The following is an 11,722-nucleotide window of genomic DNA, read 5'->3' as shown; positions in this document are numbered from 1 at the left end:
ATCTTTATTTTTTTATTAATAGTTCAACAGCTGGGATATCAACTGGAGCCCAATTAAGTGTATGGAGTTCTGATGGATAGAGCCACTTCGAATCTTGATGCTCCAATAATTCGAGTTTATCTGAAACCAGTTCAGAAAGATAGGTTTTCATCACAACTGTACCGAACTCATAATCATATGAGGCTTCATTCATAAATTCTTTGACTTCAATAGTTGCATTAAATTCTTCCATAATTTCACGTTTTAATGCAGTTTCAGGTGATTCACCAGCTTCAAGTTTACCACCAGGAAATTCCCAATACCCACCAAGTGATTTATCTTCTGGTCTTTGAGCACAAAATATTTTACCGTCTTTTACTATGGCAGCAGCAACGACATTGATCGTCTTTTGGGACATTTTCTTCTCCTCAATTTGAATTATTCTTATCTATCATAACATATTTTAGGATTACTATTTTAAATAATCAATTTTGTCACCGTTTACATTCCTTTCTCATCTTGATATAATCATTTCATAATTAAAAGCATGGTAACATGCTTTTTTTGCGAGGTTTTTGTGATGGGTATTGTTGATCATAAGGCTGGGCTTACTTTTAAAGAGAAGTTGCGGCTTGAGATTTTGGCTGGTTTTAAGAAGACGGCTTTGGTTATTGGTTTGAGTTATGTTTTGGTACTGACTTTGTTTATTCTTTTAGTGCAATATAGTCAGCTGATTCAAGGTCATAGGGGGACTGTGTCATATTTTGATACGATCCATTTAAAAAGCAATCGGCTTTTTAGTAATCTTGAGAAGCGTAGTCTTCGTCAATTCTTGTCGGGGCACCTGAGTGAGCGCGAAATGTTCAGACAGGTCTATCAAGAATCGAGTCGCTTGCCTTTTCGCTCGGCAATTTCTATTTATAAGCCAAGTGGAGATTTGCTTTTGAGTACGCGTTTGCCAAATCGGGATGGGCTTCGTGATGATGCTTTTGTTAAAATTGCTTTGCCTCATATTCAAAAGAGATCTGAGTATCGTTTGATGAAAGATTATCAGGGGAATCCTTTTCTCTTAAAAATGAGTGCTGTTTGGTCAAATGGGGTTAAGATCGGCTATTTGGTGCTCTACATTGACGGGAATGATTTTGAGTCTGGTCTTAAGGTTGATGCGACCCAATATATGATTGCAGACCAATATGATCACTTGTTCACCTCTAATAGTTTCCAGGATACAACTTTGTCCTGGCAGAAGGTTGATCCGACTGATATGAGAAACCCTATCAGCATTCGTCATGGGAATATTGTCTTAAAAAAATGGGCTCACCTTAGTAAAGGCCTCTATTTATATAGTTCCATTATTGCTGTTCCTTTATCTTATCTTTTATTCTTTATTTGCTTTTTTGTTTTGATTATCATGCTCCTTTTAATTGCCTTAGCTCGGAATCTTTCAGAACGTATTTCGAGTCATAGTAGTGATAGTGTTGCTCTTTTAGTTAAGGATTTAGATTTAATTGTTGGTGGTTACCAAGATAAAGTTGTGGTGAGGTCTCAGGATGAATTTGGTTATTTGGCTCAAAAAATTAATAGTTTGATTGATACCTTAGACCGTCTATTCCGACAGATGTTAACTTTGGAACAGGAGAAAACCACGGTTCAACGCAAACTTTTAGAAGCTCAATTTAATCCCCATTTTCTCTACAACTCTTTAGAATCGATTAAGATTTTAGTTCATTTTAATCCTCAAAAAGCAGAACAAATGATTTTAGCCTTGAATAGGGTTTTAAGGTATAGCATTTCCTCTCAACATGAATATGCGACCTTATCTTCTGATTTAGCGATTCTTGAAAATTATTTAGAAGTCAATCAAGTTCGTTTTGAAGAACTTGACTATTCCATTACTTTTTCGGAAAGTTTGAAATTATTACGTGTGCCAAAGTTGGTATTATTGCCCTTAGTCGAAAATGCTATTAAATTTGGTATGCAGTATCGACATGATTTGCAGTTAAAAGTGGAGATTTCTGAAACGAATTCTCATGTTCAAGTATATGTCTTAGATAATGGTCCTGGTTTTGATCAGTCTTTCAAAGATCATTTTTCGTCCTATTTGAAAGCGGGCCATACGGAACATGGGTTAGTGAATTCTTACAGTCGATTTGCCATGTTATACCCAAGCACGTCTATTGAGCTCTGCCAGGTGGATACCTTGCACGGTGTTTTAATACAATTTGAAAGGAAACAAGCATGTTACGAATGATTATTGTCGAAGACGAACATCTCATCAGAAATTGGTTGTGTCATGTGATTGATTATAAAGAGATGGGAATAGAGTTGCTAGCTTGTGTTCGTGATGGGCAGGAGGGTATTGAGGCTATTATGACCTTTGATCCGGATATTGTTTTGACCGATATCATGATGCCTCGAAAAACGGCTTTTGATATGTTTGAAGCAACGAGGAAATATGATTATCAGAAAATCATTTTATCTTCTTTTAGTGATTTTAAGAATGCTAAGAGGGCAATGCAATATGGTGTTATTAACTTCTTGGAGAAGCCACTTGACACAGATGAACTTCGCGACTGTCTTTGGCAAATTCGTTTGGATTTATCTAAGACTTCTAGGTCAGAAGACTTGAATCTGCAATTTCCAAACATTCGTCTGCCTCTTGTTGAGGATAAACAACTGTCAGCTCAAGTTGTTGCTTATTTGCATCATCATTTCAATGAAACTCTTTCAACAGAAACGATTGCTCACCAGTTTGGTTATAGTGAGAGTTATTTATATAAAAAGGTTAAAGAAGAGTTGGGCATTACTATTAAAGATTATCTCAATCGTTATCGTATGAGGCAAGCTATTAAACTGATCTTAGAGGCGCCTCATCTCCTTGTCTATCAGGTTTCGGAGGCTGTGGGTTACTCTGATTATAACTATTTTGGCAAGGTTTTTCGTCGATATACGGGGCTTACTTTTACAGAATTTAAAGAGAATTTTACTCATTGAGGATAGAATCGTCCTATAATTAAAGCGCTTTCTTTTGTAGAATTGAAGTATCAAAACATTAAAAGGAGCATGATTATGCGGAACAAAAGGTTAACAGTCTTTATGGCTTCAGTGGCACTTCTAAGCTTGTCAGCTTGTGGTTCAAAAGCTGAAAATAAGAAAGCAGCAAAAGCAAGTGACAAATTAGTTGTCTATTCTCCAAATTCTGAAGGCTTAATCAATGCCACGATTCCAGCTTTTGAAGAAAAATATGGTATCAAGGTAGAATTAATTCAAGCTGGTACTGGCGAGCTGTTCAAAAAAATTGAAAGTGAATCCAGTAAACCGGTAGCGGATATTGTCTTTGGTGGTTCTTATACTCAGTATGCGCAACATCCAGAACTTTTTGAAAAATACACTGCTAAAGACAACGATAAAGTTCTTAAAGATTACCAGAATACAACTGGTTATTCGACTCCTTATACTTTAGATGGTTCTGTCTTGATTGTAAATCCTGATTTAACGAAAGGCATAAAAATAAAAGGTTATAAAGATCTTTTAAATCCTGAGCTTAAAGGTAAAATCGCTACGGCTGACCCAGCTAATTCTTCTAGCGCTTTCGCTCAGTTAACCAATATGCTGCAAGCCACTGGCGGATATGACAAAGACGCTTCTTGGGACTACGTTAAAGAATTATTTACTTTAGTTGATGGTAAAATTAATTCAAGTTCATCCAATGTTTACAAAGCAGTAGCTGATGGGGAAATGGCTGTTGGGCTTTCTTATGAAGATCCTAGTGTTAAATTGTTAAACGATGGTGCAAATATTAAAGTGATTTACCCTTCTGAGGGTTCCGTTTTCTTACCTGCCAGTGCAGCCATTATTAAGAAAGCTCCTAATAAGCCAAATGCTCAAAAATTCATAGATTTCATTGTTTCTAAGGAAGCTCAAGATGCTTTGGGAACTGAGACAACCAATCGTCCGGTTCGTAAAGATGCTAAAGTGAGCAAAAATATGAAGCCTTTGAAAGATATCAAGACTATCACTGAAGATTATGATTATGTTATTAAACATAAAGATGATATAGTTAAACATTACAGTGACATTTTTGTTGATATTCAGTCTAAATAGGAGTCACCTATGAGTCAGATTACCATAAAAAATGCCAAAAAAGTTTATCATGATACACCGGTTATTGAAAATCTCAATCTGGTTATTCCTGATGGAAGCCTCTTTACTTTATTAGGTCCTTCTGGGTGTGGGAAAACAACTTTATTACGAATGATTGCTGGTTTTAATTCCATTGAGGGTGGAGATTTCTATTTTGGAGAACAACGCATTAACCAAATGGATCCCAGCCACCGTAACATAGGAATGGTATTCCAAAACTATGCTATTTTCCCTCATTTATCAGTAAAAGATAATGTCGCTTTTGGTTTAAAACAGCGAAAACTTAGTAAAGAAAAAATGGAGCAGGCCGTTGATAAATACCTTAAATTGATGCAAATTGATCAGTTTAAAGATAGAAAGCCTGAAAACCTTAGTGGTGGTCAACAACAGCGGGTAGCATTAGCTCGTGCCCTAGCTATTAGTCCAGATGTCTTATTAATGGATGAACCTTTGAGTAATCTAGATGCAAAGTTACGTATTGATATGCGTCAAGCCATCAAAGAAATTCAAAAAGAAGTTGGGATTACAACTGTCTATGTTACACATGACCAAGAAGAAGCAATGGCTATTTCAGACCAAATTGCAGTTATGAATTTAGGTGACATTCAACAGATTGGGAAACCCAAAGAGCTTTATCATCGTCCAAGTAATGAATTTGTGGCTACTTTTATTGGTCGAACCAATATTGTACCTGCCAAATTAGGACATCAAGATGGTCAAGCCATTCTACAATTTGAAGATGGGTATACAATCTCCTATCCACCTTTAAATGATATAGAAGCTCAAGATGTACGAGTGAGTATCCGTCCAGAAGAATTCATACGTCAAAGTGATGGACCGATTGAAGCCACCATTAAAGATAGTACCTATCTAGGTTTAAATACAGAGTATATTGTAGAAACACCATTTGCCAGTCGTTTACAAGTGACTGAAGAATCCACTTTAGATGAAGACTTTGGTTCCGGTGATACAATCCGTTTAGCAATTAATGTCCAAAAAATTAACGTCTTCTCAGCTGATGGTAAGGTGAATTTACTGGAGGTGAAGTAGATGATAAAAAACCTTCAAAAAATGAATATTTGGATTGTGTCTTCGATTATCATTTTTATTTCCTACTTGCTCTTTTTGATCTATCCTATTATTACTATCCTTAAACAAGCTTTATTTGTTGATGGTCACCTTTCTATCCAGAATTTTATGACCTTCTTCGCTAAAGACTATTATTTTGACACGCTTTTAAACAGTTTTAAAGTATCTGTCGCAGCGACGATACTTTCACTCGTGGTTGGAACACTTTTAGCATATTGCTTTGCCATGTTCCGTTTTAAAGGGAAAAAATATTTACAAATTTTGGTTATTATTGCCTCAATGTCTGCACCATTTGTCGGAGCCTATTCATGGATCTCTTGCTAGGTCGAAATGGTGTGATTACTAAATGGCTACAAATGACTTTTGGTTTACCCAAACTAGATATTTACGGCTTTTCAGGAATTGTTCTTGTTTTTACTTTGCAACTTTTTCCACTTGTATTCTTATATGTTAGTGGGGCATTAAAGAGTATGGATAATTCCTTACTAGAAGCAGCTGAAAGTATGGGGGTCAAAGGTAGTAAAAGATTAACAAAGATTGTATTACCATTATTGGTACCAACTCTCTTAGCTGCTGCCTTGCTTGTCTTTATGAGAGCATTTTCTGATTTTGGAACCCCAATGCTTATTGGTGAAGGCTATCGCACCTTTCCAGTTTTGGTCTACTCCCAATTTATAAGTGAAGTTGGGGGGAACTCTGCTTTTGCATCAGCACTAGCCATTATTGCGATAACCATTGCCTTAGTGATTTTCTTAGTGCAAAAATATTTATCCCAAAAGCACAGCTTTAGCATGAGTTCTTTACACCCAATTGAAGCTAAGTCAATCAAGGGATGGCAAAAAGTAGTAGTTTATCTTTGGGTGTACGGGATTATTGGTTTGTCAGTCTTACCACAGACCTACTTAATTTATACTTCCTTCTTAAAAACGTCAGGTATGATTTTTGTTCCGGGATACTCACTTAATAGTTACCAACAAGCATTTGACCGTATGGGAAACAGTATCTTAAATACTCTTCGCATTCCCATAATGGCTCTATGTTTAGTACTAGTCTTTGCAACCTTTATTTCATACCTCAGTGTTCGTAAACGTAATCCATTTACCTCACTGATTGACAGTATGAGTATGATTCCATATATAGTACCGGGTACTGTTATGGGTATTGCTTTTATTACAGCTTTTAATACAGGAATTGGTGGAAGTGGCTTTTTAGCAATTATTGGGACCTCATTGATTATGGTGATTTCATTAGCTGTGAGAAGATTACCTTACACCATTCGTTCATCAGTAGCATCCCTTCATCAGATATCACCAAGCATCGAAGAGGCTGCTTCTAGTTTAGGTAGTTCTCGACTTAATACTTTTGTTAAAATAACAATTCCAATGATGTTATCTGGGATTGTTTCCGGAGCTATTCTTTCATGGATCACTATGATTTCTGAATTATCCACCTCAATACTTTTGTATAACATTAATACTAAAACGATGACTGTCGCCATCTATACAGAAGTACTACGGGGTAATTATGGCATTGCTGCAGCCCTATCAACTCTTTTAACAGCATTCACAGTCTTGTCTCTCTTGCTCTTTATGAAAGTCTCTAAGAGTGATAGTATTACCATGTAAATTGAAAAACTTAGTCATAAAATGGCTAAGTTTTTTTGTTATTTCTTAATGTTTTAAGTATTGTTCTTTAATGTGGACAAACTTGTCATTGTTCCTTTAAATTTGTTATTGTAAACTAATTAATAAAACATTTCATTCTTGGAGGAATTTATGGCTCATTTTTTAGTTATTCATTTTGAAGAAGAACTTGATGCTGAGTTGTCTTATTGGTCAAATCAGTTAGGTATGACGAAATCGCAGTTTATTCGTCAAGTTTTGGAAGAAAAATTGAATTGTATCAAAGAATATCCTATTGGGTAACTATTTTTTCTTTCTCCATTATTCAACTGCCTCAAATTGTCTAAAACTTTGTGAATTTTTCTGGTCACTTTTGCCCTTAGTTTCTGCCATTTTTTGCTCAAAATGCTATAATGAAATTATAATAGCGAGAAATGGGGCAAGTCTATGGAAAAGGTCAAGTATGGGATAGTGTCAACTGCGCAGGTGGCGCCGCGATTTATTGAAGGGGTTCGGTTAGCTGGCAATGGTGAAGTGGTTGCTGTTTCTAGTCGTTCGATTGATAAGGCGCGTGTTTTTGCCTCTAAATATAGAATTCCTAGGGCTTATGGTAAGTTATCTGAGATGTTGGCGGATCCGGATATTGATGTCATTTATGTGCCGACTATTAATAAAGATCATTATAATTGTGCTAAGAAAGCCCTTTTGGCGGGTAAACATGTTTTGGTTGAGAAGCCTTTTACGTTGACTTATGGAGAGGCGCGTGAGCTCTTTAATTTGGCCTACCGTAAAGAGTGTTTCTTGATGGAAGCTCAGAAATCGGTTTTCATTCCTTTGACCGATGTCATTAAGAAAACTATTCAAAAGGGGGAGTTGGGGGAAATTCTTTCGATCAGCTCGACGACTGCTTATCCCAATATCGACCATATTGAGTGGTTCACTGATCTCGATGCTGGTGGTGGGACGGCCCACTTCATGGCACCTTACGCTTTCTCCTACCTTCAGTATCTTTTCGATTGCCCTATTGAAAAAGCTGGTGGTATGGCTAACTTTCCTGAAGGAAAGAGTGATTGCCAGTCCAAGATTCTTCTTCAGTTGGAGAATGGTGTCATGGTAGATATTTTCTTGACGACTAAACTGAAGTTGAAGCATAAGATGACTATCCGTGGGACCAAAGGGACGCTAGAGATTCCGAGCTTTTGGAAGACGACTATGGCAACGCTCATTCATGAGGACGGTAGTCGCAAGTTGCTGGAGGCTCCGATGGACAGCGATTTTGCTTCCGAAGCCTACCATGTCAGCCAGATGATTCAAGAAGGGGCGACGGTTAGCCCCATTATGAAACCAGAGATTACCCTTTTGACCATTAAGATTATTGAAGAACTTTACCGGTCATGGGGGAAAGGTATTTAATGATAATATAAAAGAGTTTAGCCTAGCTAAACTCTTTTGGGTTATTTTTTTATGAAAAGTTGAGATTCTTCTCTATAAAATGGTATTTGTAAAAAATGTATATTTTTACATCTTTAATGCAAAATGACATATTCTTACACTTTTAACTTGTACATTTTTCTGATTTAGTTGATAATATAGAAAATGTCTAGAAGGAGTCAGCTTATGGAAAGTGATAAGAATTTAAAGAAAAAGATTTCCATTATCAATGTCGATCACTTATCGGCTGATGATCAGGAAAATCTATCGCAGCTTGGCCCATCTGGCAGGAGATTTTGGATTATGCCCAGGATGACAACGAAACGGCCTTCGTCAAAGAGGACGATGGCCGGCTGATTTTGGTTTATCAATTATTGGAGGACAAGCTTGTTTCTCTGAGTGACGGCAGCATTCCCAGAATCATGCCAATGACTTTTGTGGCTGGAGAAAATAAGTTGCTGATTTTGCATACGGATGCCACTGCTCAGCTATTAGCTAAAGCAATGGACAAGGTCAGTCCAGCTGAGGATCCAAAGGAAATGCTCTTGCAGCTCTTAACCTTGTTTACCAAGGGCTACTTTAAAGTGGTTGAGGGCATGGGGCAAGAACGCGACAATCTGATGAATCAACTACGCCAGCGCCCGACCAAGAAAAGTTTGACGGGCTTGGCTAATCTGCAGAGTGGCTCGGTTTATGTCATGATGGGGTCGCAACAAAACGGGGAGATGTTGGCTGATTGGCAGGACTTGCCGGGTTATGAGAACTATAGTGACCGGGTTAAGGAGCTTTTGCGGGATACCATGATTGAGGTCAAGCAGTTGTCCAACAATTGTTCCTTGCACCAGCGGATTTTGGAACAGATGGCTTCTTCTTATAATAACGTTTTGAGTAATCGCCTTAATGATAATGTGACTTCTCTAACCATTTTAACCATTGGTTTAACCATAATTACGACGGTTACCAGTTTTTACGGTATGAATGTCAAGTTGCCTTTTGCCAAGGTGGATATTGTTTGGCTGATTATACTGGTCATTACGACGGTGATTGCTTGATTGCTATGCATTTCTTGCGTCGTTTTGTCAATGGTGGCCATAAAAAGCTTTAGAAAGTTAGTGCATGTCGATTGAAGAGAGTGTTTTTAAACAAAAAGTTTTAGAGAAAGATAAATTAGAAAGTTTCGGCTTTCTTAAAAAGTCTGACCAGTCTTATGTTTATCAGACTAAAATCATGGATGACAGTTTTCTGGTTCAGGTGACTATAGATGCTGGGGGCAACTTGTCCAGCCGTGTCCTTGATTTGGACATGGATGAGGACTACCTGGCTATCCATTTGGAGAATACGGCTTCTTCCTATGTGCGGCAGGTTCAGGCTGCTTACCGGCAGGTGCTGGAAGAGATTGCGGTGGCTTGTTTCAGCCATCTGCCCTTTCTTTCTGACCAGATGAATCGCCTACACGCCCGCTTGCAAGGGGAGTTTGGGGATTTGCTTGATCAGCCTTTTGACAAGCACCCTGACTACCAATCTTATCGGGTTGCGGGCAAGTGGTACGCTTTGATTTACCCTTTGGACTTAGACAAGTTGGAAGGGATTGGGGACAAATACAAGGGGCAGAGGGCTGAGGTGGTTAACTTGAAAGTTAAGCCTGCGCAGCTGGATGCCTTGCTAGATTTGGAGGGCGTTTACCAGGCTTATCACATGTCGAAAAAATCCTGGGTCACGCTAATTCTGGATGATTCTTTGTCTGATTCGGCCATCTGGGAACTCTTGCTTGGGAGCAGGGCCCTTGTCGCGCCAGCTATTCTCCCAAATCCAAATGGGTCAGATTATTGGGTCATTCCGGCCAATCTCAAGTTCTACGATATTGACAGTGAGTTTGCGGCGAATCCGGAGATTTTGTGGACCCAGAAGGCTTCGATTAAGGCTGGAGATTTTGTTTTTATTTATATTACGGCGCCGACTAAGGCTTTACGCTACGCTTGTCGGGTGCTGGAGGCCAATATTCCCAATCAGGGTTATCGGGATCGTGATGGGATTGAGACCTTGATGAAGTTGCAGTTGATGCACCACTATGAGGACCAGCTCTTACCTTTGGCCTTATTGCAGGAACAAGGGCTTAAGTCGGTTCGGGGACCAAGGCGTTTGCCGCCTCAATTGGTTGCATTTTTGCAGGAAAAAGGGTATTTTAAAGAGTAGTAATGGTAGTTACATGAAGGAGGTAGCCAAATGGCACGTTTTTTAGCTGATCAATCCTTTTGGGATTTGTTTCCGGATGCTCAATTAGGAGTTGTCCTTTTGCGCAATTATCAGTCTTCGGGGGAATCGCCTGAAGAGATTAAAGATTTACTGAAAGAAAGCCACTCCATAGCGGAAAAATATCTGACTGAAGATAATTTCGCGGAGAATGAGGTTATCCAGACCTATCGAAAAGCTTTTCAACAGTTTAAGACCAAAAAGGGTGCCCGTTCTAGTATTGAAGCACTTTTGAAACGTGTTTCTAATGGTAATGAGATTCCCTCCATCAACCCTTTGGTGGACATTTATAATGCTGCTAGTCTACGTTATGCTTTACCTGTTGGAGCTGAAGATTTAGATTCCTTTGTGGGTGATTTGCGCTTAACAATTACAGACGGTGATGATCCATTTTATCTGATTGGTGATGAGAATAATTCACCAACTTTGGCTAATGAACTTTGTTACAAGGATGATGCTGGTGCTGTTTGTCGTTGCCTCAACTGGCGTGATGGAGAACGGACCATGATTACAGCTAATACCCAAAATGCTTTCCTCATTATAGAATTATTGGACCCGAGTAAAGCTGATCAGCTGGTCGAAGCCTTGGATTTCATTGAGGGTCATGCTAAGATGCAGTTAGGGGCTGAAACAGAGAAATTTGTCCTGACACAAGAAAATGCTTGTATTGATTTATAAAAATTTATAGGAAATCAAAAAAGAGGCTGGGACAAAAGTCTTCATAACTAATAAAAACAGAGAGTCACGTTTGATGTGAGTCTCTGTTTTTAATTTCTTATCATTCTCTTATTGTATTTCAGTAGATTATTGGCCATGAGGACCAATCCCATATCAATTTTTACTTTCCCTTTTCCTCTCAGGTTACAACGTTTGTAACCTAAACAAGCCTTTATCTGACCAAAGACAGGTTCTACATCAATCTTTCGTTTTGCAAAGATGTGACTGCCTTCTTCAGATAAAAGCGCTTGACTCTCTTTTCTTTTTAACTCTTGGTATCTCTGATTCACATAAAGACCTTTCTGAGGGGCTAAATCAGGATATTCTGCCTTATAAACTCTGATCTCTTGTTGGAATCCAGTAGATGTTCTAGTCTCTTTGATATAGTCAAAATGATAATCCCAACCATCCGGATGCGTGTAGGTATCACTAACCTCATCGTAAAACCAATTATCTAGATTCTTTGTAGACTGTTTCTGCTTTCTTTTCTG

Annotated in this window: 11 protein-coding genes and 1 pseudogene; 10 read left to right on the top strand and 2 right to left on the bottom strand. The window is 38.3% G+C overall.

Annotated elements, in window-relative coordinates; genetic code table 11:
* Positions 1-4 precede the first annotated feature (4 nt).
* Entirely contained in the window at positions 5-397 is a 393-nt protein-coding gene (locus tag AT575_RS05780; RefSeq protein ID WP_102777548.1) for a (deoxy)nucleoside triphosphate pyrophosphohydrolase, read from the bottom strand.
* A 162-nt stretch (positions 398-559) separates the two neighbouring features.
* Between AT575_RS05780 and AT575_RS05775 the strand changes: the two genes are divergently transcribed.
* From AT575_RS05775 to AT575_RS05735, 10 genes and pseudogenes are all read left to right on the top strand, one after another.
* A complete protein-coding gene (locus AT575_RS05775; RefSeq protein ID WP_102777547.1) occupies positions 560-2,230 on the top strand; it encodes a sensor histidine kinase in 1,671 nt (556 codons plus the stop codon).
* A complete protein-coding gene (locus tag AT575_RS05770) occupies positions 2,218-2,973 on the top strand; it encodes a helix-turn-helix domain-containing protein (protein WP_102777546.1) in 756 nt (251 codons plus the stop codon). The genes AT575_RS05775 and AT575_RS05770 overlap by 13 nt, the downstream gene beginning before the upstream one ends.
* A 75-nt stretch (positions 2,974-3,048) precedes the next feature.
* On the top strand, positions 3,049-4,083 hold the full coding sequence (locus AT575_RS05765) for an ABC transporter substrate-binding protein (RefSeq protein WP_102777545.1): 1,035 nt from the start codon (positions 3,049-3,051) through the stop codon (positions 4,081-4,083).
* A gap of 9 nt (positions 4,084-4,092) precedes the next feature.
* Positions 4,093-5,172, top strand: a complete 1,080-nt coding sequence (locus AT575_RS05760) for an ABC transporter ATP-binding protein (protein WP_102777544.1) — start codon at positions 4,093-4,095, stop codon at positions 5,170-5,172.
* Positions 5,173-6,836, top strand: a pseudogene (locus tag AT575_RS05755) (ABC transporter permease).
* Positions 6,837-6,986: 150 nt separating this feature from the next.
* Complete coding sequence (locus AT575_RS10625) at positions 6,987-7,136, top strand: hypothetical protein (protein WP_165778651.1); 150 nt, start codon at positions 6,987-6,989, stop codon at positions 7,134-7,136.
* A gap of 144 nt (positions 7,137-7,280) precedes the next feature.
* The gene (locus AT575_RS05750; protein WP_102777543.1) at positions 7,281-8,246 is read left to right on the top strand and encodes a Gfo/Idh/MocA family protein; all 966 of its coding nucleotides are present in this window, start codon (positions 7,281-7,283) and stop codon (positions 8,244-8,246) included.
* 314 nt (positions 8,247-8,560) lie between these two features.
* Positions 8,561-9,316: a magnesium transporter CorA family protein gene (locus AT575_RS05745; protein ID WP_245871478.1), complete on the top strand. Its 756-nt coding sequence runs from the start codon at positions 8,561-8,563 to the stop codon at positions 9,314-9,316.
* Positions 9,317-9,380: 64 nt separating this feature from the next.
* The gene (locus tag AT575_RS05740) at positions 9,381-10,457 is read left to right on the top strand and encodes an MmcQ/YjbR family DNA-binding protein (RefSeq protein ID WP_102777542.1); all 1,077 of its coding nucleotides are present in this window, start codon (positions 9,381-9,383) and stop codon (positions 10,455-10,457) included.
* Between the two features lie 30 nt (positions 10,458-10,487).
* The gene (locus tag AT575_RS05735; RefSeq protein WP_102777541.1) at positions 10,488-11,192 is read left to right on the top strand and encodes a B3/B4 domain-containing protein; all 705 of its coding nucleotides are present in this window, start codon (positions 10,488-10,490) and stop codon (positions 11,190-11,192) included.
* A gap of 89 nt (positions 11,193-11,281) precedes the next feature.
* Here AT575_RS05735 and AT575_RS05730 read toward each other — a convergent pair.
* On the bottom strand, positions 11,282-11,722 hold a 441-nt coding region (locus tag AT575_RS05730; protein WP_165778650.1), incomplete at its 5' end, for a transposase.

It is taken from the genome of Streptococcus penaeicida (assembly GCF_002887775.1).
Classification (GTDB): domain Bacteria; phylum Bacillota; class Bacilli; order Lactobacillales; family Streptococcaceae; genus Streptococcus; species Streptococcus penaeicida.
This window is presented reverse-complemented; position numbering and strand designations above follow the sequence as displayed.

Coding starts and splice junctions, on each gene's coding strand:
- AT575_RS10625 (WP_165778651.1), top strand. CDS start 6,987: ATGGCTCATTTTTTAGTTATTCATTTTGAAGAAGAACTTGATGCTGAG.
- AT575_RS05750 (WP_102777543.1), top strand. CDS start 7,281: ATGGAAAAGGTCAAGTATGGGATAGTGTCAACTGCGCAGGTGGCGCCG.
- AT575_RS05775 (WP_102777547.1), top strand. CDS start 560: ATGGGTATTGTTGATCATAAGGCTGGGCTTACTTTTAAAGAGAAGTTG.
- AT575_RS05780 (WP_102777548.1), bottom strand. CDS start 397: ATGTCCCAAAAGACGATCAATGTCGTTGCTGCTGCCATAGTAAAAGAC.
- AT575_RS05765 (WP_102777545.1), top strand. CDS start 3,049: ATGCGGAACAAAAGGTTAACAGTCTTTATGGCTTCAGTGGCACTTCTA.
- AT575_RS05740 (WP_102777542.1), top strand. CDS start 9,381: ATGTCGATTGAAGAGAGTGTTTTTAAACAAAAAGTTTTAGAGAAAGAT.
- AT575_RS05760 (WP_102777544.1), top strand. CDS start 4,093: ATGAGTCAGATTACCATAAAAAATGCCAAAAAAGTTTATCATGATACA.
- AT575_RS05735 (WP_102777541.1), top strand. CDS start 10,488: ATGGCACGTTTTTTAGCTGATCAATCCTTTTGGGATTTGTTTCCGGAT.
- AT575_RS05770 (WP_102777546.1), top strand. CDS start 2,218: ATGTTACGAATGATTATTGTCGAAGACGAACATCTCATCAGAAATTGG.